Origin of the sequence: Streptomyces noursei (assembly GCF_016917755.1) — a bacterium.
Lineage (GTDB): Bacteria > Actinomycetota > Actinomycetes > Streptomycetales > Streptomycetaceae > Streptomyces > Streptomyces yunnanensis.
Genome location: NZ_CP070326.1, coordinates 2,177,762 through 2,198,719 on the forward strand (window position 1 = coordinate 2,177,762; position 20,958 = coordinate 2,198,719).

19 protein-coding genes and 1 pseudogene are annotated in these 20,958 nt (G+C 74.8%); 10 read left to right on the forward strand and 10 right to left on the reverse strand.

Annotation, left to right across the window (positions count from 1 at the left end):
- Window positions 1–27: 27 nt before the first annotated feature.
- Window positions 28–1,458 (reverse strand): 2-oxoadipate dioxygenase/decarboxylase, encoded by a 1,431-nt coding sequence (gene hglS, locus JNO44_RS09570; RefSeq protein ID WP_205369581.1) that lies wholly within the window; start codon window positions 1,456–1,458, stop codon window positions 28–30.
- Window positions 1,459–1,527: 69 nt separating this feature from the next.
- Window positions 1,528–2,733 (reverse strand): NAD(P)/FAD-dependent oxidoreductase, encoded by a 1,206-nt coding sequence (locus JNO44_RS09575; RefSeq protein WP_205363005.1) that lies wholly within the window; start codon window positions 2,731–2,733, stop codon window positions 1,528–1,530.
- Between the two features lie 236 nt (window positions 2,734–2,969).
- Between JNO44_RS09575 and JNO44_RS09580 the strand changes: the two genes are divergently transcribed.
- Entirely contained in the window at window positions 2,970–3,992 is a 1,023-nt protein-coding gene (locus JNO44_RS09580; protein WP_240167497.1) for a LysR family transcriptional regulator, read from the forward strand.
- A 38-nt stretch (window positions 3,993–4,030) separates the two neighbouring features.
- Here the strand turns inward: JNO44_RS09580 and JNO44_RS09585 are convergent, their stop codons facing one another.
- The gene (locus JNO44_RS09585) at window positions 4,031–4,429 is read right to left on the reverse strand and encodes an STAS domain-containing protein (RefSeq protein WP_235092786.1); all 399 of its coding nucleotides are present in this window, start codon (window positions 4,427–4,429) and stop codon (window positions 4,031–4,033) included.
- A gap of 338 nt (window positions 4,430–4,767) precedes the next feature.
- Between JNO44_RS09585 and JNO44_RS09590 the strand changes: the two genes are divergently transcribed.
- From JNO44_RS09590 to JNO44_RS09605, 4 genes are all read left to right on the forward strand, one after another.
- On the forward strand, window positions 4,768–5,529 hold the full coding sequence (locus JNO44_RS09590) for a DeoR/GlpR family DNA-binding transcription regulator (protein ID WP_205363006.1): 762 nt from the start codon (window positions 4,768–4,770) through the stop codon (window positions 5,527–5,529).
- Window positions 5,530–5,628: 99 nt separating this feature from the next.
- Window positions 5,629–7,014 carry an ABC transporter substrate-binding protein gene (locus tag JNO44_RS09595; protein ID WP_240167498.1) on the forward strand — a complete coding sequence of 462 codons (1,386 nt, stop codon included), beginning with the start codon at window positions 5,629–5,631 and terminating at the stop codon, window positions 7,012–7,014.
- On the forward strand, window positions 6,995–7,906 hold the full coding sequence (locus JNO44_RS09600; protein ID WP_205363007.1) for a carbohydrate ABC transporter permease: 912 nt from the start codon (window positions 6,995–6,997) through the stop codon (window positions 7,904–7,906). Before JNO44_RS09595 ends, JNO44_RS09600 begins: the two co-directional genes overlap by 20 nt.
- On the forward strand, window positions 7,903–8,754 hold the full coding sequence (locus JNO44_RS09605) for a carbohydrate ABC transporter permease (RefSeq protein WP_205363009.1): 852 nt from the start codon (window positions 7,903–7,905) through the stop codon (window positions 8,752–8,754). Before JNO44_RS09600 ends, JNO44_RS09605 begins: the two co-directional genes overlap by 4 nt.
- Before the next feature lie 36 nt (window positions 8,755–8,790).
- On the opposite strand, the gene JNO44_RS09610 is transcribed toward JNO44_RS09605, so the two are convergent.
- On the reverse strand, window positions 8,791–9,279 hold the full coding sequence (locus JNO44_RS09610) for an NUDIX hydrolase (RefSeq protein ID WP_073447327.1): 489 nt from the start codon (window positions 9,277–9,279) through the stop codon (window positions 8,791–8,793).
- A gap of 43 nt (window positions 9,280–9,322) precedes the next feature.
- Window positions 9,323–10,858, reverse strand: coding sequence for an ATP-dependent DNA ligase (locus tag JNO44_RS09615; RefSeq protein ID WP_205363013.1), 1,536 nt, complete (start codon window positions 10,856–10,858; stop codon window positions 9,323–9,325).
- 123 nt (window positions 10,859–10,981) lie between these two features.
- On the opposite strand from JNO44_RS09615, the gene JNO44_RS09620 reads away from it, so the two are divergent.
- A complete protein-coding gene (locus JNO44_RS09620) occupies window positions 10,982–11,698 on the forward strand; it encodes a histone deacetylase (protein ID WP_205363014.1) in 717 nt (238 codons plus the stop codon).
- A gap of 71 nt (window positions 11,699–11,769) precedes the next feature.
- Window positions 11,770–13,101: a phosphoribosyltransferase gene (locus JNO44_RS09625; RefSeq protein ID WP_205363015.1), complete on the forward strand. Its 1,332-nt coding sequence runs from the start codon at window positions 11,770–11,772 to the stop codon at window positions 13,099–13,101.
- 94 nt (window positions 13,102–13,195) lie between these two features.
- Here JNO44_RS09625 and JNO44_RS09630 read toward each other — a convergent pair whose 3' ends face one another.
- Window positions 13,196–14,311, reverse strand: coding sequence for a baeRF3 domain-containing protein (locus tag JNO44_RS09630; RefSeq protein ID WP_205363016.1), 1,116 nt, complete (start codon window positions 14,309–14,311; stop codon window positions 13,196–13,198).
- Window positions 14,312–14,713: 402 nt separating this feature from the next.
- Here JNO44_RS09630 and JNO44_RS09635 point away from each other — a divergent pair, with 402 nt between their 5' ends.
- Window positions 14,714–15,148, forward strand: a complete 435-nt coding sequence (locus JNO44_RS09635; RefSeq protein ID WP_205363018.1) for a CBS domain-containing protein — start codon at window positions 14,714–14,716, stop codon at window positions 15,146–15,148.
- Between the two features lie 154 nt (window positions 15,149–15,302).
- Here JNO44_RS09635 and JNO44_RS09640 read toward each other — a convergent pair.
- Window positions 15,303–16,522 (reverse strand): annotated as a pseudogene (locus JNO44_RS09640) (4-hydroxybenzoate 3-monooxygenase).
- Between the two features lie 484 nt (window positions 16,523–17,006).
- Between JNO44_RS09640 and JNO44_RS09645 the strand changes: the two are divergent.
- Window positions 17,007–17,543, forward strand: a complete 537-nt coding sequence (locus tag JNO44_RS09645; protein WP_205363020.1) for a hypothetical protein — start codon at window positions 17,007–17,009, stop codon at window positions 17,541–17,543.
- Window positions 17,544–17,571: 28 nt separating this feature from the next.
- On the opposite strand, the gene JNO44_RS09650 is transcribed toward JNO44_RS09645, so the two are convergent.
- From JNO44_RS09650 to JNO44_RS09660, 3 genes are all read right to left on the reverse strand, one after another.
- Entirely contained in the window at window positions 17,572–18,057 is a 486-nt protein-coding gene (locus JNO44_RS09650; protein ID WP_205363022.1) for an NUDIX hydrolase, read from the reverse strand.
- Between the two features lie 135 nt (window positions 18,058–18,192).
- Window positions 18,193–18,807: a hypothetical protein gene (locus tag JNO44_RS09655; protein ID WP_205363024.1), complete on the reverse strand. Its 615-nt coding sequence runs from the start codon at window positions 18,805–18,807 to the stop codon at window positions 18,193–18,195.
- A 69-nt stretch (window positions 18,808–18,876) separates the two neighbouring features.
- A complete protein-coding gene (locus JNO44_RS09660) occupies window positions 18,877–19,674 on the reverse strand; it encodes a glutamate racemase (RefSeq protein ID WP_205363029.1) in 798 nt (265 codons plus the stop codon).
- 135 nt (window positions 19,675–19,809) lie between these two features.
- Here JNO44_RS09660 and JNO44_RS09665 point away from each other — a divergent pair, with 135 nt between their 5' ends.
- Window positions 19,810–20,958 carry a glycosyltransferase gene (locus tag JNO44_RS09665; protein ID WP_205369594.1) on the forward strand — a complete coding sequence of 383 codons (1,149 nt, stop codon included), beginning with the start codon at window positions 19,810–19,812 and terminating at the stop codon, window positions 20,956–20,958.

Here is a 20,958-nt window from a genome sequence, read left to right on the forward strand (position 1 = left end):
CGATAACTCCCTTGACTGCGAAGGCCGCTAGGGCGTGGTGGGGGTGGTGGCGGTGGTCGGGGCGTCCAGGGTGCGGAGGGCGGCGTCGGCGCGCAGGGCGGACAGGGCCCGGCGCAGGGAGCGGTCCTGCTGTGCGGCGTAGAGCGCGAACGGGTCGAGGACCGGGCGGTCCAGGGCCGCGGAGAGGCGGTGGGCGTCGAAGGGGGTGCCGTCGCGGCGCGGGTCGCGGGTGCCGTCGCCGGTGAGGTTGGAGTGGAAGATGCCGGCGGCGGAGCGGGGCAGGAAGTCCTCGTAGACGAGGGGGTGGGCGGTCAGCCAGCCGTCGGCGAGCAGGTCGGCGAGGACGGCGGGCGGGCGGCGGCCGTCGCGGGGGCGGTCGGTCACCGGGTGGTAGGTGAAGAACGCCAGCCGCTCGGCGGCGAGTCGGGTCTCGGTGCGGGGGAAGTCGCGCTCCCACAGGGCGCGGGCGGTGGCCTGCCGGTCGGCGCCGGGCCGGTCGGCGGTCCGGCGGTCGGTCTCGGCCATAAGGGCGTCGTAGCGGGCCCGGCCGCCGGGGGTGAGGGCGATGCCGCGGGCCTCGACCTCGCCGAAGCGCACGCGCAGGGCGCCGCGGGTGAGCCGGCCGTCGGGGTCGCGGAAGGTCCGGGGTTCGGCCAGGGCCCGGAAGGAGGTCTGGCGCAGCAGCACGTCGGGGCCGGCCCAGCGCGGGGGTCCCTGGATGCGGTCGATCATGGTGATGCCGCGCTCCCCCATCCGCCGGTAGAGGGCGTCGATGTCCAGGACGCGCGGGGTGAGGTGGTTGACGTGGGTGGTGGTGACCCCGCCGATGTCGGCGGCGACCGCGGAGATCCGTTCCAGTTCGGCGTACCAGGCGCGGTCGACGGGCTCGGTGGAGAGGGTGAACGCGCCGACGGCGAGGGCGAGGAAGCGTTCCGCCGCGGGTTCGTCCAGGCCGTGGTCGCGTTCCGCGCGCTCGGCGAGGTCCAGGAGTTCGGGCGGGAAGAGCCGGCGGCGGGCGAGGAAGGCGTCCAGGCGGGCTTCCAGGTCCGGGTCGAAGAAGCGGCGGTCGCCGGTGGTGAGGAGGGAGGTGAAGACGCGGAAGGGGTTGCGGTCGAGTTCGTCGGGGTCGATGGGGCGGAAGGCGGTGGAGACGACGGGGACCGCGCCGATGTCGCCGTCCCGGAGGTCGTAGAAACCGACCGGGCGCATGCCGAGTGCGGCGAAGACCTGGGCGGCCTGGCGGAGTTCGGCGGGGGTGCCGACGCGGATGGCGCCGTGCCGCTCGGCGGTGACCCGGTCGATGCTGCCGAGCCGGCCGGCGTCCGGGTCGCGGCCGGCGACCTCGTCGTTGATCTGCCCGGCGACCTCCAGGAGGGTGGTGTAGGCGGGGACTTCGGTGCCGTACATGTCGGAGAGCCGGCGGGCGAACGCGGCGCGCAGCCGCCAGGTGGGGATCAGGGCCATGGGGTCTCCTTTCCCGGGTCCGGCGGGGTGCGGGCCTGCCCGGTGGTTCGTGGTCGGACCGACCTAGATGACGTGGGCTTCGGGGCGGGTGGCGGGCCGGCCGTCGAAGCGGGTGGCGGCGAGCGGTCCGACGTCGAGGAAGGGTTCGCGGCGCAGGTAGAGGTCACGGACGATCTCGCCGACGGCGGGGGCCTGGAGGAAGCCGTGGCCGGAGAAGCCGGTGGCGTAGAGGAAGCGGCCGGGGCGCGGGGCCTCGCCGATGAGGGCGTTGCGGTCGGGGGTCATCTCGTAGAGGCCGGCCCAGCCGCCGGTGACCGGCAGGTCGGCCAGTGCCGGGGCCCGGCGGGCCGCGGCGGCACGGAACGGGGTGAGCCATTCGCGGCTGAACTCCCGTGCGTATCCCGGCTGTTGGGCGGGGTCGGAGAGGCCGACCAGCAGTCCGTCGGCGCCGTCGTTGTGGAAGTAGAGGGTGGAGGCGTAGTCGAGGGTGAAGGGGATGCGGGGCGGGCGGGGGCTCAGCGGCCCGGTGAAGGCGATCTGGCGGCGCAGCGGGGTGACCGGCAGGGTGACCCCGGCCAGGGCGCCGACCTCGGCGGACCAGGCGCCGGCGCAGCAGATCACGGTGGGGGTGCGGACGGTGCCGTGCGGGGTGCGGACGGCCGTCAGGTGACCGTCGGCGGTGTCGATGGCGGTGACCGGGCAGCGGGTGCGGACGGTGGCGCCGAGCCGGCGGGCCGCGCGGAGGTAGCCGGCGACGGCGGCCTTGGGGGTGGCGTAGCCGTCGGTGGGCGAGTAGGCGGCGGCGACCAGGGTGCCGGGGTCGACGTAGGGGCAGAGGTCGTGGGCGGCGCGGGGGGTGAGGAGGCGGCTGGGCACGCCGTGGGAGTTCTGGATCTCGACGCCCCGGGCGAAGGTGTCCCGTTCGGCCTCGTCGCCGAGGAGGAAGAGATAGCCGACGGAGTCCAGGCCGATGTCGGTGCCGGGGCGGCGGGCGAAGTCCCGCCAGGCGGCCAGGCTGCGCACGCCGAGCCGGATGTTGAGCGGGTCGGAGAACTGCGCGCGGACCCCGCCGAGGGGTTTGCCGGACGAGCCGGAGGCGGGCAGGTCGCGCTCCAGCAGCAGCACCCGGCCGGCGCCGGCCTCGGCCAGGTGGAAGGCGATGCTCGCGCCGATCACCCCACCGCCGATGATCACGACGTCGGCGGAGGCGGGGAGCGGGGCGGAGTGCGGGTCGGGGTCCGAGGGAGTCGAAGCCGTGGGGTGGGCCATCCGGGCCGCCTTCCCGTCGTCGCGCGGTCGCGCGGTCGCGTGGGTGCTCCGGTCGCCGGCACAGCAGCGGGGCCGGTGCCCTTCGATGGTGACCGGCCGGTGGTCGGCCGTCCATGCAGAGTCGTTGGAAGTGATCTATGAGGAGGTGTGGGGCCCCGGGGGTTTGGGGCCCGTCCGGTGGATCAGGGCCCGGCGGGGCGCGGGTGGCGCCGGTGGCCGCTGGGTAGGGTCCCGCCGTGGAATTGCCGGGGGTGCAGCTGCGGACGCTGCTGGAGCTGACCCGGAGCCGCACGATGACCGCGGCGGCCGCGGCGCTGGGGTACACGCCGGGCGCGGTCTCCCAGCACATCGCCGCGCTGGAGCGGAGCACCGGCAGCGAGCTGGTCCGGCGGGTCGGGCGCCGGGTGGAGCTGACGGACGCCGGGCGGACGCTGGCCGAGCACGCCGAGCGGATCCTGGGCGCGCAGGCGGAGGCGGTGGCGGCCCTGGAGCGGGCCCGCGGGGAGGTGGGCGGGCACCTGCGGCTGGGGGTCTTCGGGACCGCGGCCGCGGTACTGCTGCCGCCGGCCCTGCGCCGGCTGGCGGCCCGGCATCCCGCGGTGCGGGTGGCCAGCCGCGAGGTGGACGTGGACCAGGCGTACGTGGAGGTGCTGGCCGGGCGGGTGGATCTGGCGCTCGGCCTGGACTATCCGGACGCGCCGCTGGCCCGGGACGGCGCGGTGGAGCTGGTGCGGCTGCGGACGGAGCGGTTCTCGTTGGCGGTGCCGGCCGGGACGGCGGGGGCGGGCCGGGCGCCGCTGGCGCTGGCGGAGGCCGGGGCATACGACTGGATCCTGCCGGCGGCCGGCTCGTACTACGGGCGGGCGATCCGGACGGCCTGCCGCCGGGCCGGCTGCGAGCCGCGGGTGGTCCACGAGGTGACGGACACCGCGACGTCGCTGGCGATGGTCGGGGCGGGGCTGGGGGTGGCGCCGCTGACCGGGCTGATGCTGCGGCTGCGGTCGGAGGGGATCGCGGTGGTGCCGCTGCGGGAGACCGTCGAGCGGCACGTCGTGGTGGCGGTGGGGACGGCGGCCTGGGACCGGCCCTCGGTCGCGGCGCTGATCGCGGCGCTGCGGGCGGGCGCGGAGTCAGAGACGGAACGGGCGGCGGGCACGGCCCCGCGGACGGTGCCGGGCGGCGGTCCGGTGCCGGGGGGCGGGAACGTCACACGCAGGGGTCAGCACGGCCCGGCGGCGGCGCTTCGCTCGCAGGCGTGAGTGCTCCCCCCACATGGCGCAGTGGCTCCGGGTCGCGGTCAGTCCGCCGCGGGCGGCGGCCAGGTCGGGCGGCTGCTGTCGGGGACCGCGGCCAGGGCGTGGCCGACCGTCGGGTAGCAGGAGAAGACCCCGAGGGACTGCGTGCCCACCAGCAGCTTGAGCATCCGCACGCCCAGGGACGCCAGCAGCAGCCGGCCCTCCAGGCGGCGGCAGAGCCATTCCAGGGCGAGCAGGCAGCTCAGGCCCCGGGAGTCGCAGAACCGCAGGGCGGTCAGATCGAGCACGAGGAAGCGGTGGCCGGCCGAGACGATGGACCGGGCCTCGGCGAGGAACGCCTGCTCGGTGCGGAGGTCCAGCTCCCCGCTGACCCGCAGCACCGCGCACTCGTCCTCCTGGACGAGTGCGGTGACCGCCAACGACCGCATCTCCGAGCTCATGGCGTCCAGCCTAAGCGCCCCTGTGCACCGCACCACCGGCGTCCCACCGGCGTGCGCGGGCGGGCCGGGGCAGCGCCCGCGGGCACGCAGACGGGGCGAAACGGGCCGTTTCACGGGGCACGGGCCCGAAGAATGGCGCTTGGAGGCGGTCAGAAACGGGCGGGTTTGGTTCCGTTGCGGACCTCAGCGGGCAGTCCAACTGTTGCTATAAACCTGGCTGCGGGCAGAAGCGGGCACCGCCGTGACCGAACGGAAAGCGATCCACACGGAACGTGGCCGAACGGAAGACGGCGGTCGGAAGCGGGCGGGCACATCCCGCCCGGAGTGGGGAGAGAGCCATGAGGGCCGAGGAACGCCAGAGCCGCCTCCTCGTGCTCGCCCGCCAGTCCGGACGCATCGAGGTCGCCGAGGCGGCCGCGGAGTTCGGGGTGGCCCGCGAGACCGTGCGGCGCGATCTGCGGGACCTGGAGCGCCGGGGGCTGGTGCGGCGGACGCACGGCGCGGCGTACCCGGTCGAGAGCGCCGGGTACGAGACCACCTTGGCGCGGCGGGAGACCCAGCAGGTGCCCGAGAAGCGGCGGATCGCGGCGGCCGCGGTGCAGTTGGTCGGCGAGGCGGAGACGGTCTTCGTCGACGAGGGGTACACGCCCGAGCTGGTCGCGATGCTGCTGCCGACGGACCGGCCGCTGACCGTGCTGACCGCGTCGCTGCGCACCGCGTCGCTGGTCTCGGCGTCCGACTCGACGACCGTCCTGCTGGCCGGCGGGCGGGTGCGGGCCGGGACCCAGGCGACGGTCGGACCGTGGTGCCGGGACATGCTCGCCGGCTTCGTGGTCGACCTGGCGTTCCTGGGGGCCAACGGGATCTCCCGGGAGTACGGGTTGACCACCCCCGATCCCGCGGTCGCCGACGTGAAGGCGCAGGCGGTGCGCTCCTCGCGGCGGCGGGTGCTGGTCGGGGTGCACAGCAAGTTCGGGGCCAGCAGCTTCTGCCGGTTCGCCGGCATCGACGAGGTGGACGTGATCGTCACCGACACGGGGCTCTCCGCGCCGGAAGCACACCGGTACTCGCTCCTGGGGCCGCAGGTGCTCCGGGTCTGACCTCCCCCTCACCCTCACCGCCGTCGGCCGGGCCGGCGGCCCGTCCGGCATGCCCATGCCCGTCCCCCTCGGGCCGAATCACCTGGAAAGGCAGGAGCCGTGCGCGCACGATCCCCCGGAGCTGTCGGCGGCGCGGGCCGCCGGGCGAGCCGGCTGGCCGCCCTCGCGGCCGCCCTCTCCCTGGCGGTCACCGGCTGCTACCGCGGCGCCGGTGACACCGGCCACGACGGGCTGCACACCCTCAACGTGCTGATGGTGAACAACCCGCAGATGGTGGACCTCCAACGGCTCACCGCCGAGCACTTCACCAAGGAGACCGGCATCCGGGTCCACTTCACCGTGCTGCCGGAGGACGACCTCCGCGACAAGATGAGCCAGGACTTCTCCAGCCAGGCCGGCCAGTACGACGTGGCCAGCCTCAGCAACTACGAGACGCCCATCTACGCCCGCAACGGCTGGCTCACCCCGCTGGGGCAACTGGCCGACAAGGACCGCGAGTTCGACCAGAAGGACATTCTCGCGCCGGTGCGGTCCTCGCTCACCGCGGCCGACGGCGAGGTCTACGCGGAACCGTTCTACGGCGAGTCGTCGTTCCTGATGTACCGCAAGGACCTGCTCAAGGCGGCCGGGCTGACCATGCCCGCCCGGCCGACCTGGACCCAGGTGGCCGCCATGGCCGCCACGTTGGACGGCTTCCGCAAGGGCCAGAAGGGCATCTGCCTGCGCGGCCAGCCCGGCTGGGGCCAGCTGACGGCGCCGCTGACGACCGTGGTCAACACCTTCGGCGGGACCTGGTTCGACAAGGACTGGCGGGCGCGGCTGGACGCCCCGGAGTTCGCCCGGGCGACCCGGTTCTACGTCGGGCTGGTCCGCGCGCACGGCGAGCCCGGCGCGCCGCAGGCCGGGTACACCGAGTGCCTCAACGACATGCAGCAGGGCAAGGTCGCGATGTGGTACGACGCGACCGCCGGCGCCGGGTCGCTGGAGAGCGCCGACTCCCCGGTCGCCGGCCGGATCGGGTACGCCCCGGCACCGGTCGAGCGGACCGCCGGCGCGGGCTGGCTCTACACCTGGGCCTGGGGCATCCAGAAGGCCAGCACGCACCAGAAGGCCGCCTGGGAGTTCGTCCGCTGGGCGTCCGGGAAGTCCTACGAGCGGCTGGCGGGCCGGGAACTGGGCTGGTCCCGGGCGCCGGCCGGGAAGCGGGCCTCTACCTACCGCGACCCCGACTACCTCAAGGAGGCCGGGGCGTTCGCGGGGGCGACCGAGCGGGCGATCACCTCGGCGCGGCCGGACGACCCGGGGGTGCAGCCGCGGCCGGCGCCCGGGATCCAGTTCGTGGGCATACCGGAGTTCTCGGACCTGGGGACCAAGGTGTCGCAGGAGATCAGCTCGGCGATCGCCGGCAAGCAGAGCGTGGACGACGCGCTGCGGGCGGGCCAGCGACTGGCGCGGGAGGTGTCCGATGCGTACACCCGTCGCTGAGCGGGCCAAGGGCTGGGCCCGGCGCGCCCCGCTGCTGCCCGCCCTGGTCTTCCTGATCGTGGTCACCCAACTCCCGTTCGTGGCAACGGTGGTGATCTCGTTCATGCGCTGGAACGCACTGGCCCCCGACCACCGCGGGTTCGCCGCCCTCGACAACTACCGGGCGGTGGTCACCGATCCGGCGCTGCGGTCGTCGGTGGGCACGACGGTGCTGCTGACGGCGTCGGTGGTGCTGGTCAGCCTGGGGCTGGGGCTGGGGCTGGCACTGCTGCTGGACCGGAGCTTCCGCGGCCGGGGCATCGTCCGCACCCTGCTGATCACCCCGTTCCTCGTGGTGCCGGTGGCCGCCGCGCTGCTGTGGAAGCACGCGCTCTACAACGCCTCGTACGGGCTGTTCAACGGGGCGCTGACGTGGCTGTGGCAGCTGTTCGGCGCCGGCGACCCGCCGCAGCCGGACTGGATGACCGACTCCCCGCTGCTGTCCGTGGAGCTGTCGCTGATCTGGCAGTGGACGCCGTTCATGATGCTGATCCTGCTGGCGGGGTTGCAGAGCCGGCCGGCGGACGCGGTGGAGGCGGCCCGGATGGACGGGGCCACCGCCTTCGACATCTTCCGCCACCTGACCCTGCCGCACCTGCGGCGCTACCTCGAACTGGCGGCGCTGCTGGGGACGGTGTACATCGTGCAGAACTTCGACGCGGTGTTCACCCTCACCTCCGGCGGGTTGGGCACCGCCAACCTGCCGTACACCATCTACCAGACCTTCTACCAGGCCCACGACTACGGCCGGGCGTCCGCGCAGGGCGTCGTGGTGGTGCTCTGCTCCCTGCTGGTGGCGAACTTCGCCCTGCGCACCGTGTCGTCCCTGCTGCGCGAGGAGATCACCCGATGACGCGAGGAGACCGCAGGGGCGGACGGCGGGTGCGCGGGGCGGCGCTGGGTCTGACGGCCTGGCTGTGCGGGATCGCCTTCTTCCTGCCGGTGGCATGGATGGTGCTCACCTCCTTCCACCGCGAGACGGACGCCGCGACCAATCCGCCGAGCCTGGCCGCGCCGCTCACCCTGCACGGCTACCGGGAGTTCTTCGGCGTCGGCGGCGCCGGCGTGAGCCCCTGGCCGCCGCTGCTCAACTCCCTGACCGCGTCGGTGGCCTCGACGCTGCTGGTGCTGGTGCTGGCGGTGCCGGCAGCGTACGCGCTGTCCCTCCGGCCGGTGCGCACGTGGCGCGATGTGCTGTTCTTCTTCCTCTCCACGAAGATGCTGCCGCTGGTGGCGGGACTGCTGCCGATCTACCTGGTCGCCCAGAACACCCGGATGCTGGACGACATCTGGCTGCTGGTCATCCTCTACACCTCGATGAACCTGCCGATCGCGGTGTGGATGATGCGGTCCTTCCTGGCCGAGGTGCCGGTGGAGATCCTGGAGGCCGCCTCGATCGACGGGGCGGGGCTGCCCACCACGCTGGTGCGGATCGTGGCGCCGGTCGCCCTGCCGGGCATCGCCGCGACCGCGCTGATCTCCTTCATCTTCAGCTGGAACGAGCTGCTGTTCGCGCGGGTGCTGACCGGCATCGTGGCCGGCACCTCCCCGGTGTTCCTGACCGGGCTGGTGACCAGCCAGGGGCTGTTCCTGGCAAAGGTGTGCGCGGCGGCCACCGTGGTGTCGCTGCCGGTGCTGGTCGCCGGTTTCGCCGCCCAGGACAAGCTGGTGCAGGGCCTGTCGCTGGGCGCGGTGAAGTGACCGGGACCGGGCCGCCCGCCCGGGTGGTGCGGGCGGTCAGCCGGCGTCGGCGCGCCCGGCGGCGAGCGCCTCCGCCAGCCGGTCCAGGAATTCCCGCTGGGCCGTGACCAGCCGGGCGCGCGCCTGCTGCGGGGTGCACCACGCCACCCGGTCGATCTCCGGGAAGCTGCGGATCACCCCCGAGCCGCGCGGCCACTCCAGCTCGAAGGTGCCCGGCTCGATCCGGTCCGGGTCGAGGTCGCCCGCGACGGCCCAGACGGTCACCACCTTGCCGCCGGACTGGCGGACGTCCCCCAGGGGTACGTACCGCCCGTCCGGCGGCGGCATGCCCAGCTCCTCGGCGAACTCCCGGCGGGCCGCGGCCAGCGGCTCCTCCGGCGGTGCGTACTCGCCCTTGGGCACCGACCAGGCGCCGGCGTCCCGGCGCGCCCACAGCGGGCCGCCCATGTGCGCCAGCAGCACCTCGGTGCCGCCGTCGGCGCCGCTGCGGTGCAGCAGCAGTCCGGCGCTCCGTTTCCCGGCCATCCTCTCTGGCGCTCCCTTCGTCCCGTTCTCCGCTCCCGACGCGTCACCTGTGCGCGGCGAGCACGGTGTCGAGGGTGTCGGCCTCAGCGGCCGTCTTGTCCTCGCGGTAGCGCACCACACGGGCGAACCGCAGGGTGACGCCGGCCGGGTAGCGGGGCGAGGTCTGGAGCCCGTCGTAGGCGATCTCCACGACGAGTTCCGGACGGACCGTCACCACATGGCCGTCGTCCGCCACCGCCAGCTGCCCGAGCCGCTCGGTCTGCCAGCCGAGGGTGGCGTCGGTGAGCCCCTTGAAGGTCTTGCCGAGCATGACGAAGCCGCCGCCTGCGGCCCGCGCCCCGAGGTGCAGGTTGGAGAGCTTGCCGGTGCGGCGGCCGTGGCCCCACTCCGCCGCCAGGACCACCAGGTCCAGGGTGTGCACGGGCTTCACCTTCAGCCAGGCGGCGCCCCGGCGGCCGGCGCTGTAGGGCGCGTCGAGGGCCTTGACCACGACGCCCTCGTGGCCGCGGCGCAGGGTGCGGTCGAAGAAGTCCGCGGCGGCGGCGCGCGCGCCGGGGTCGTCCGGGTCCTCGACGACGCAGCGCCGCACCCGGGTCGACTCCGGTACCAGGGCGGCGAGTTCGGCGTGCCGGCGGTCGCCGGGGAGGTCCAGCAGCGCGCGGTCGCCGAGCGCGAGGAGGTCGAAGAAGACCGGGGTCAGCGGGAGGGCGGCGCGGGCCGCTGCGACGTCCGCCCGGGAGCCGAACCGGCCGGCGACCCGCTGGAACGGCACCGGGCGCCCGTCCGCGCCCAGCGCGATCACCTCGCCGTCGAGGACGAGGCGCTCGGCGGGCAGTTCCCGGACCAGGGCGGTGACCTCGGGCAGCCGGTCGGTGACCTCGTCCAGGGTGCGGGTGTGGATCCGGACGTGCGGGCCGTCCCGGTGCACCTGCACCCGGATGCCGTCGAGCTTCTCCTCCACCGCGCAGCGGCCGAGCCGGTCGATCGCCTCGGCCACGGACGCGGCGGTCCGCGCAAGCATCGGCCCGACCGGCCGGCCGACGGTGAGCCGGAATCCGGCCAGCGCCGGCGGGCCGTCGGAGAGCAGGGTCCGGGCCACGTCGGGCAGTGAGCCGGCGAGCATCACGGCGCGCCGCACCGCGTCCGGGGGCGCGCCGGTGGCGGCGGCGAGCCCTTCGAGGGCGAGCGCGTCCAGCGCGCCCTGCCGGACCTCGCCGGTCAGCAGCCCGTGCAGGAACCGCTGCTCCTGGTCGGTGGCGGCGGCGAGCAGGCCGCCGACCAGCCGCCGCCGCTCGTCCTGGGCGCCGGGGCCGGCGACCCCGGCCAGCGCGGTCAGCGCGGCGTCCACGTCGCGGACGGTGAGGGTGGGCCGGTCGGCGGGCGGCGGCGGGTCGCGCAGCGCGCTCCAGCCGACGCCGATCCGGCCCTGGGGCAGCCGCCCGGCCAGGTAGGGGATGACCAGCGGCGCGTCCACCGGGTCCGCGGCCGAGAACAGCCCGGCCAGCAGCGCGGTCTTCCGCGACCGGGCCGAGGTGGCGGCGACCTCCGCCGACACCCGGGCGAGAGCGGCGAGCAACATACGGTCATCGTGCCCCCGCGGCGCCGCCACCGCTCCCGCAACGGACCGGCCCTCGAACCCGCACCCGAGCACCCGGCCCGAGCAGCCGCGCCGACCGGACCGCCGGGGCGCTACCGTGAGGAGGTGACCGCGCCCCGTGTCCCGGAACCCTTCGACGCCGCCGGGAGCACCTCCCGCCCGGGCCCCGTCACCCACGTCTGGTACGCCGCGTACGGCTCCAACACCCACCCGGAACGGCTCGACTGCTACCTCGCCGGGGGCCGTCCGCCGGGCGGGCGGCGGGATGTCCCGGGATGCCGCGATCCCCGTCGGCCGCGGCGCAGCGCGCCGGTACTGCTGCGCGGGCGGCTGCACTTCGCCACCGAGTCCGCGGTGTGGACCGGCGGCCGGGCCTTCTACGACCCCGAGGCGGAAGGCGAACTCCCCGCCCACGCCTATCTCCTGACGGTTTCTCAGTTCTCCGACATCGCGGCGCAGGAGATGTACCGGGAGCCGGACCGGGACCTGGACCTGACGCGGGTGCTGGCCCGCGGGCGCGACCGGCTGGGCCCCGGCCGCTACGAGACGCTGGTCTGCGCCGGTCTCCTCGACGGCCACCCGGTGCTGACCTTCACCGCCCCCTGGCGCAGCACCGAGGTCCCGCCCAACCCGCCCGCCGCCGCCTATCTGCGCCATATCGCGGCGGGCATCGGCGCCGCGCACGGCTGGCCCCCGCACCGGACCGCGGCGTATCTCGCCACGTGCCCGGGGGTACACCCTCGGTGGTCGGCACCCAAGATCGCGGCCCTGCTGACCGCGGACCCGGCCGCCCCGCCCGCGCCGTCCCGACTTGCGGAATGACCGCGGGTGGAGTTATGCCGGAGTCAGGTGTGGACGTGGCTTTCGTCTCCCCTGGGTAGGGGGTGCACACTGTGCTCTTCACTGACCGCGCGGACGCCGGACGGCGACTGGCCGAGGCGCTGCGCCATGTGGCGAAGGAAAATCCCGTCGTCCTGGGTCTGCCGCGGGGCGGAGTCCCGGTGGCCTATCAGGTCGCCCAGGCCCTCGACGCCCCCCTCGATGTGATCGTGGTCCGCAAGCTCGGCGTCCCGTACCAGCGGGAGCTGGGGTTCGGCGCGATCGGCGAGGGCGGCGTGCGCGTACTGAGCCAGGACATCATCAGCCGGGGCCGGGTCGGCCCCGAGGACGTCGAGGCGGTGCAGCGCACCGAGGAGGCGGAACTGGCGCGCCAGGCCGAGCGGTTCCGGGCCGGCCGGCCGCGGCGTGCGCTCGACGGCCGGACCGTGATCGTGATCGACGACGGCATCGCGACCGGGGCGACGGCGGCGGCCGCCTGCCAGGTGGTCCGCGCCCAGGGTGCGGCCCGGGTCGTGCTGGCGGTGCCGGTGGCCCCGCCGGACGCCGCCGAGCGCCTGCGCACCGCCGCCGACGAGTTCGTCTGCCTGTCCACCCCCTATGCGTTCTCCGCGGTCGGCGAGTGGTACCAGGACTTCTCCCAGACGTCGGACGACGAGGTGGTCTCCCTGCTCGCCCAGGCCGCCGCCGGCACCGCGCCCCTGGCCGGTGCGACGGGCGGCAGGCGGGCCAGGACAGCACACCGCGCCGGTGACTGGGAGGAGGTGCGGGTCGAGGCCGGGCCGGTCGTGCTGACCGGGGACCTCACCCTGCCGGTACCGGGCGGACCGGTCGTGATGTTCGCGCACGGCTCCGGTAGCAGCCGGCACAGCCCGCGCAACCGCGCGGTGGCCACCGCGCTGAACCGCGCGGGCCTGGGCACCCTCCTCTTCGACCTGCTCACCCCGGCCGAGGAGGCCGACCGGGCCAACGTCTTCGACATCGACACGCTGGCCCGGCGCCTGGCCGACGCCACCCGCTGGCTGCGGGCCCGGGAGTCCGTCCCGATCGGCTACTTCGGCGCGAGCACCGGCGCCGCGGCCGCCCTGCGGGCCGCCGCCTACCCCGACGCGGGCATCGCCGCCGTGGTCTCCCGCGGCGGCCGGCCCGACCTCGCGGGCCGCTCGCTGCTCTCCTCCGTGGAGGCCCCGACGCTGCTGATCGTCGGCGGCGCCGACACCCTGGTACTGGATCTCAACCGTCAGGCACAGTCCGCGCTGACCTGCGAGAACAAGCTCGAAATCGTCCCCGGCGCGACGCACCTCTTCGAGGAGCGGGGCGCCCTGGAGAAGGTGTCCACGCTGGCCCGCGACTGGTTCACCCGCCACTTCCACCTGCTCCCGGCGTAGCGGTGGGAGGACGGCGACGACCGGCGCGGAGCCGGCGCGACCGACAGTGGCCAACGGGCAACCCATTGGCCACTGTTGTGCTCGCCCCTGACGGCTAGTACCGGAGCGTCCCCGCGATCCCGCCCACTTCGGCGAGCACGCCGTCCGGTACGAACCGCACCTCCGCGCCGGTGTCCAGGGAGCGCTCCACGATCGAGTCCACGATGTCGTCGACGGCGTCCCGTTCACCGCTCGCGGCCGGCATCAGATGGCCGCCGGTGTCCCGAACCGTCTCCCGGTAGTTCTCCTCCACGGCCAGCAGGGCGACCCGCCCGGTCTCCGCGTTCTGCCGGATCTCGTCCAGCCCGGCCGCGAAGGCCCGCCGACCGCGCGCCCGGTCCAGTTCGGCCAGCACATCGGCGACTTCGGCCTCCGCGCGCTTCTCCGCGTACGGGCGGACGGCCTGCCAGAGGGACTCGGGCGGTCCGGCGGCCAGCCCGGCCTGCGGTACCTGCGTCACCGTGACCTTGGTGCCGGTGCCGCCCCGCATGACCGTGCCCGCGTCGTCGAGGAGCGAGAGCGCCGCCGCCTTGCCGACCACGTACAGCGGCCGGGGGTCGGCCTTGAGCACGGTGGCCAGCGCGGTGTCCGCCTCGCGCAGGAACTTGCGGGTGTGCTCGTCACGGAAGGTGCTGGGCACCTCGCCCACCTGCAACTGGTCCTCGGGGTCGGGATCGACCAGGCTGCGGGTGAGCGGGAAGGCGCCGCGCCGCACCTCGGTGAGGCGGTCCAGCGCGCCGCTCCACAGGCTGACGTGGTCGGCGGAGACCGCCAGCACCCAGAAGGGGTGCTCGGCGGCGTGCGCGGCGACGAGGTTGCGGGTGAGGAAGGTGTCCGAGAGCACCACCCGGGCCGGGACGGTGCGGCCCAGCGACCACACCTGGTGCTCCCCCGGCGCCGCGAAGAGGACCATGCCCTCCTCGGCATGGGTCAGATCGACCTCCGACGCCGCCTTGTCCAACTGCTCGATGACGTCGATCCGTCGCTCCCTGGAGACGTCCGGATCGGCCTGCAGCCGGTCCTTGGCCTCGGCGAGCATGTTCCGCAGCAGGACCGGGTCCTGTGCGTTGTCCGGCTCACGGCGATGCGTGGGCATCAGCACCGACACGGCGGGGTAAGGCCGCTGCCGGCGAAGCTTGGCGAGTTCAGCAGGGCTGAGCGCAGCATGCATCGGAACCCTTCTTTCGGTGAGCGGATTCACGGAACGGATTCACGGAACGGATTCACGGATACGGGTTCAAGGAGCGCTGCAGAGCGCGGAATCGAGGAGTCCGGACCGTCCGGAGCAGCCCCTTCGGATAGCCTCGCCCGACCCCCGGCGCTCTACCACACTATGAACGATATGCCCGTTTCGCCGGTGGGGCAGCAGGTACGGCGGCAACCGCGTCGCGGCCGTGCAGCAGCGGGATTTCGGGCCGGTCACCGGCGTCCCGGCCCCGGAAGCGACCTTGCGCCATCCGTGGTGTCATCGAAGGGTGGACGCCCTGCGAACCACGCGGACGCCATGCGAAGAACGCTCCGGAGAAGCCCGAGAAGAACCCCCGAGAAGAACGCTGCGACAGCGGGAGGAATCATGGCCGGCAAGCTGCGAGCCCGGGACATCATGACCGGCGGCGTGCAATGCGTCGGCGCGCACCAGTCGTTGCAGGACGCGGCGAAGATGATGCGCGACCTGAAGGTCGGCGCGCTGCCCATCTGCGGCGACAACAACAGACTGACGGGGATGATCACCGACCGTGACATCGTCATCAAGTGCTGCGCCGAGGGCATCGACCCGTCCACGGTGCAGGCGGGTTCCCTACAGAGCAAGATCCACTGGATCGACGCCGAGGCGGACGCCGGCGACGTCCTGCGCACCATGGAACAGCACCAGATCAAGCGCCTCCCGGTGATCGACACCAAGGGCGGTCACCAGCTGGTGGGCATGATCACCGAGGCCAACCTGGCCAAGAACCTCACCGACGCGCAGGTCGCCGAATTCGCCGCCCGCGTCTACGCGACCGCCTGACGCGCCCGCCCCAGCGGCCGAGGGCGCCCTTTCCGGGCCCGGCACGGCACCCGGTCGCTGGCGGCCCCGGGGCCTCCGCCTTGAGACCGCAGGCACCAGTACACCGCGAGGCCCGCCCTCCGGGCGAACGACGGGAGTGTGACGACAGGCCCTACTAGAGGTCCGCCTCCTCACCGAGGTAGAGCCCGGCGAACGCCTTGGCCGCGGCCTCCGAGCCGAGCAGCCGCCGCAGCCGGGCCATGGCCGTCCCGGCGCGGAACCGATCGCCCGACGAGGCGCCGTGCAGCACCTCGGAGAGCCACTGCGAGAACTCCAGGTACTGCCAGACCCTCCGCAGGCTCGCGGCCGAGTAGCCGGCCAGCCCGCGGTCATCGCCCTTGTAGTGGGCGATCAGCGCGTCACCGAGCAACAGGGCGTCGTTGATCGCGAGGTTCATGCCCTTGGCCGCGATCGGCGCGAGCAGGTGCGCCGCGTCCCCGGCCAGGTGCAGCCGGCCGTAGGTCATCGGCTCCACCACGTAGTTGTGCATCGCCAGCACGGTCTTCTCGCTCAACAGCCCCTCGCGCAGCGGCCAGGCGCCGTCGGCGGCCAGCCGGAGGTGCAGCTCCGCCCACACCCGCTCGTCCGGCCAGTCCGCGACCCCGTCCCCGGCCGGGACCTCCAGGTAGTAACGGGTGACGTGCGCGCTGCGCGCCATGTGCGCGCCGAATCCCCGCGGGTGGATGCCGAAGACCACGCCGTCCGCTGACGGCGGCGCCTCGGCCAGCACCGCGAGCCAGGCGACCCCGTGGTCTGACGGGTGATCCGCGCCCGCCCCTCGGGTATCGCCGCCCGGCTCACCCCGCGCGCCCCGTCGGCGCCGACGATGTGGTCGCAGGCGATCCGGTGCCGTGCGCCGGTGACCGGATCGCCGAACGAGACCGCGGGGTGCGGCCCGTCGATGTCGTGCAGCCGTACGTCGCGCACCCCGAAGTGCACCGCGCCGCCGGCCCGGTCCGCGTAGGCGGCGAGCAGATCGCCGACCAACAGCGGCTGCGGATAGACGAAATGCCGCCGCCCCGACAGCCGGGCGGTGCGCACCGGGTGCCGACCGCCGTCGAAGCGGAACTCGAACTCCCCCTGGGTATGGGCGCGTTCGAGCAGCCGCTCGGCGAGCCCGTGCCGGGCCAGCGCGCGCACCGCCCACTCCTCGACGAACCCGGCCCGCGGCCGCCGCTCGATGAACTCCCGGCTCTCCGCCTCCAGTACGACGCAGTCGACACCGGCGGCCCGCAGCACATTGGCCACGGTGAGCCCGGCGGGCCCGGCCCCGACGATGACGACGGAGGCACGGGAGACGGGCGGGGCGGCGGGACGTGGTGCGGGCGAGGACACGGTGGGTGGTTCCCTTCGGGCCGGGCGGAGGATCGCACGCAGTATGGCGGTTGGCCGAAACCATGCGCTCGGCGCCCCGGCCCCGCTGCCGGTCCGCCACCGCACAATCCCGCACCACTGTCGCCATACCCGTACGTACCATCCCTCGGCCGCCCTGCGAAGCCCCCGCGGCCCCCGGCCGGCGCGGTGCCGCCGGCGGCACCGTTGACCAGAGCGGTCCGGCCGCGCAGAGCGAGGGCCGCCGGGCCCGCTCGGCCCCCCGCAGGAGGGCTGCCCGGGCTCCCCGGCCCACCGGGGCCGTCGCCCGCGCTCGTCCGCGCATGGTCCCGGCGCGATCCGCGCCCCGACAGCCCCTCGTCGGACGTCCGCGGCCGTTCGACCGTTCACCCGAACGGCCGCCCCGGATCGCCCCGCACCCGCGGGTCTTACTAGCGTCGAACGACGCAACGCGCCGACTGCGCACCGCCGCCACAAGGAGGCCGCCATGCGGAGGCTGATCGCCGTGCCGACCGTGCTGCTCGCCCTGGCCGCCGCCGGCTGTGCCGGAGAGGACCGTCAGGGCGCGCCGACCGTCTCGTCCGCATCCGACCCGGGCATGGCCCCGAACGGCACGCCGGGGCCTCAGGGCTCCCCCACCATCCCGGGCCAGCCGGTGAGCTGCGGCGAGATCGCCGACGTGCTGGGCAAGGCGCACGGCGTCGCGCTGTTCGCGGACCCCGGCCCGGCCGGCGCGGTGGGCTGCGACGAGGCCCGCGGGGTGATGAAGGAGTTCTTCCTACGGGCACCCCCGCAGACGGCCGGGCAACAAGGGGCGCTGGCCGTGCGGGGCTGGTCCTGCCAGTACGACGGCGGCCCCACCGGCACCTGGATCACCGACTGCCGACGCGACGAGCGCGAGATGCACACCGAGGACGCCGGCCGGTCCACCGGCCCCAGCGGCCCGCCGGGCGCGTCCGAACTGCCCGGCCTGCCCGACGAGTCCTCGCCCCCCATGGAGGAGCCGTCGACCACCGACATCTAGGGCGCTGACCTCGGGACCCGGCCTCCGCCTACGCCTGCGCCTCCGCCATGCCGTGGAACCACGTCGGCCCGGCGTCCAGCGCCTTCTTGATCCGCACCAGCGCGTAGTCGTCCAGCTCCGGCAGGGCGTCCATCGCGAACCAGCCGACCTCCAGCGACTCGTCGTCGTTGACCCGCGCCTCGCCGCCGACCGCCCGGCAGCGCAGCGTCACGTCCAGGAACTGGCACATGTCGCCGTTGGGGTACCGGGTCGGCGGCATGGCCTCGACGAGGACCACGCCCTCGGGGACGACCCGCACCGCGGTCTCCTCGTAGACCTCACGGACCGCGGTCTCGGCGGGCTGCTCCCCGGGCTCCGGGATACCGCCGATCACCGACCAGCCGCCGGTGTCCACCCGCTTGCCCAGCAGCACCCGGCCGGCGTCGTCGAGGACGACCGCGCTCACCCCGGGCAGCCACAGCAACTTGGTGCCGATGTCGGCCCGGAGGTCACGGATGAAATCGGGGATTGCCATGCCCCGACCCTACGGGACGCCCCCGGACGACTCACCGGACGGCAACGCGTGCGGACCCGCGCAGACCTACCGAGACCGACGGGGACAGCAGGCCGGGGCCGGGGCCGGGAGGCGACCCGGGCAGCCGCCGCCGCGCTACGCGGTCGAGGCCGGGCGGCGCAGTCGGAGCCGCTCGCGGACGCAGCGCACCGCGCCCTCGGCGTCGTCGACGGTGACGGTGAAGGTGCGCCCGTCACCGAGCCGCAGCACCATCGCCTCGCCACGGCGGACGACCACGGCGGTGCCCTGCTCGGGGCGCCAGCGGTAGCCCCAGCCGCCCCAGTGGCGCGGGGTGACCCGGGGCGCGAAGTCGGCGCCGACGACGGTGTCCAGGGGGATCCGGCGGCGCGGCACCCCCAGGTGGCCGCACCGCACCTCCAGGCAGTCGTCGTCCACCCGGACCGCGACATGGACGAAGGCGAGGGTGCCGAAGAGCACCAGCAGGCCGGCCGCGACACAGCCGACCACGGCCATCACCAGCGGCGCCGGTCCGGAGGTCCAGGTGCTGTTGACGGCCAGGTACACGCCCAGCGCCAGACAGGCCGCACCGATGGCGGCCAACAGCCACTGGAAGCGGTTGGTGGCACTGCCGTGCCAGACCTCGGGAATCTCCGCAGGGGAGCCGCCGGCCGGCCGGGCACCGGTAGGAACGCCGTCCGTGCTTCCGTGCTCACCGGGGGCTGCGGCCCCCTCGTGGGGGTGGTCCCTCATGAGACGCAGCGTACGCGCCTTCGCACCCTGGGGCAGTACGCCGGACCGTGCGGTGCGCCGCCCGTGGGGTCAGACGGTGCGCGGGGCGGCCGGGACGGCGCCGGTGAGCAGCCGGCCCTCCTCGTAGGCCAGGACCTCGTCGGGCAGGGTGCCCGGGCGGCCGCTGAGGAGCACGTCGAGGGTGCCGGTGGGGGCGGCCGCGGGGGCCGGCTCGGCGCCGATCCGGCGGAGTGCCTGGGCGGCGACCGCCTCGGCGGAGCCGTGCAGGACCAGGGGCGGGGTGCCGGGCTGCTGGAGGGCGGCCCGGATGCGTTCGGCGACCAGCTCGTAGTGGGTGCAGCCCAGGACGACGGCCCGGATGTCGCGCGGGGTGAGCTGCGCGGCGGCGGCCACCGCGGCGTCGATCGCGGCGTCGTCGGCCTGCTCGACGGCGTCGGCGAGGCCCGGGCAGGGCACTCCGGTGACCTCGACGCCCTGGGCGAAGCGGGCGATCAGGTCCTGCTGGTAGGGACTGCCGGTGGTGGCCGGGGTGGCCCAGATGGCGACCGGGCCGCCGCCGGCCGCGGCGGGCTTGATCGCCGGGACGGTGCCGACGACCGGGATGTCCGGCTCCAGCGCGGCGCGGAGCGCGGGCAGCGCGTGCACGGAGGCGGTGTTGCAGGCGACGATCAGCGCGTCCGGGCGGAGCGCGGCGGCGGCCCGGGCCACGGCCAGGGCGTGCGCGGTGACGTCGTCGGGGGTGCGCGGCCCCCAGGGCAGGCCGTCGGGGTCGGTGGAGAGCACCAGGTCCGCGTCGGGCCGCAGGCGCCGCACGGCGGCGGCCGCCGGGAGCAGGCCGGTTCCGGAGTCCATCAGCGCGATCTTCACCCGGACACTTTACTCAACGGTCCGCCCCTCTTGTCATACCGGCCGGGAAGGGCCGGAACGGGACGGACCCCGACGGCCCGTGTCGGGCGCCGGTCCGCGGCGGGCTCGGTGGGGCAGACTGCGCCCGTGGAAGCGATCGCGTGGATCGGTGCCGGGTCCCTGCTGGCCTGGCTGTGGCTGCTGCTGGGACAGGGCTTCTTCTGGCGGACCGACGTCCGGCTGCCGGCCCGCCGGGATCCGGACCGTTGGCCTTCCGTGGCGGTGGTGGTGCCGGCCCGGGACGAGGCGGCGGTGCTGCCGGCGAGCCTGCCGACGCTGCTGGCCCAGAAGTACCCGGGCCGCGCCGAGGTCTTCCTCATCGACGACGGGAGCACGGACGGGACCGGCGCGCTCGCCCGTGAGCTGGCGGCCGGCGCGGGCGGGCTGCCGCTGACCGTCGCCTCGCCCGGTGAGCCGGAGCCGGGCTGGACCGGGAAGCTGTGGGCGGTCCGGCACGGCATCGCGCTGGCCCGGGAGCGCACCGCCCCGGAGTACCTGCTGCTGACCGACGCGGACATCGCCCACGAGCCGGACAGCCTGCGGGAGTTGGTCGCCGCGGCCCGCTCCGCGGGGCTGGACCTGGTGTCCCAGATGGCCCGGCTGCGGGTGGCGACCCCCTGGGAGCGGCTGATCGTGCCGGCCTTCGTGTACTTCTTCGGGCAGCTCTATCCGTTCCGGTGGGTCAACCGGCGCGGCGCCCGGACCGCGGCGGCGGCCGGCGGGTGCGTGCTGCTGCGGCGGGAGGCGGCGGAGCGGGCGGGCGTGCCGGAGGCGATCCGGCACGCGGTGATCGACGACGTGTCGCTGGCGCGGGCCGTACAGGATTCGGGCGGGACCGTCTGGCTGGGGTTGGCGGACCGGGTGACCAGCGTGCGCCCGTATCCGCGGCTGGCGGAACTATGGCGGATGGTGTCCCGCAGCGCCTACGCCCAGCTCCGGCACCGGCCGCTGCTCCTGCTGGGCACGGTCCTGGGGCTGGCACTGGTCTATCTGGCGCCGCCGGCCGCCCTGTTGGCCGGCGTCGCGGCCGGTGACCCGGTGGTGGCGGCGCCGGGCGGCGCGGCCTGGGCGGTGATGTGCGGGACCTATCTGCCGATGCTGCGCTACTACCGGCAGCCGCCGTGGGCGGCGCCGCTGCTCTCGTTCACCGCGCTGCTCTACCTCCTGATGACCGTGGACTCGGCCGTGCAGCACTACCGGGGGCGCGGCGCGGCCTGGAAGGGCCGCACCTACGGGGCGCCCTGA

Coding starts and splice junctions, on each gene's coding strand:
- JNO44_RS09585 (WP_235092786.1), bottom strand. CDS start 4,429: ATGAGCTCGGAGATGCGGTCGTTGGCGGTCACCGCACTCGTCCAGGAG.
- JNO44_RS09575 (WP_205363005.1), bottom strand. CDS start 2,733: ATGGCCCACCCCACGGCTTCGACTCCCTCGGACCCCGACCCGCACTCC.
- JNO44_RS09630 (WP_205363016.1), bottom strand. CDS start 14,311: ATGCATGCTGCGCTCAGCCCTGCTGAACTCGCCAAGCTTCGCCGGCAG.
- JNO44_RS09650 (WP_205363022.1), bottom strand. CDS start 18,057: ATGGCAATCCCCGATTTCATCCGTGACCTCCGGGCCGACATCGGCACC.
- JNO44_RS09645 (WP_205363020.1), top strand. CDS start 17,007: ATGCGGAGGCTGATCGCCGTGCCGACCGTGCTGCTCGCCCTGGCCGCC.
- JNO44_RS09605 (WP_205363009.1), top strand. CDS start 7,903: ATGACGCGAGGAGACCGCAGGGGCGGACGGCGGGTGCGCGGGGCGGCG.
- JNO44_RS09600 (WP_205363007.1), top strand. CDS start 6,995: ATGCGTACACCCGTCGCTGAGCGGGCCAAGGGCTGGGCCCGGCGCGCC.
- JNO44_RS09590 (WP_205363006.1), top strand. CDS start 4,768: ATGAGGGCCGAGGAACGCCAGAGCCGCCTCCTCGTGCTCGCCCGCCAG.
- JNO44_RS09610 (WP_073447327.1), bottom strand. CDS start 9,279: ATGGCCGGGAAACGGAGCGCCGGACTGCTGCTGCACCGCAGCGGCGCC.
- JNO44_RS09615 (WP_205363013.1), bottom strand. CDS start 10,858: ATGTTGCTCGCCGCTCTCGCCCGGGTGTCGGCGGAGGTCGCCGCCACC.
- JNO44_RS09635 (WP_205363018.1), top strand. CDS start 14,714: ATGGCCGGCAAGCTGCGAGCCCGGGACATCATGACCGGCGGCGTGCAA.
- JNO44_RS09655 (WP_205363024.1), bottom strand. CDS start 18,807: ATGAGGGACCACCCCCACGAGGGGGCCGCAGCCCCCGGTGAGCACGGA.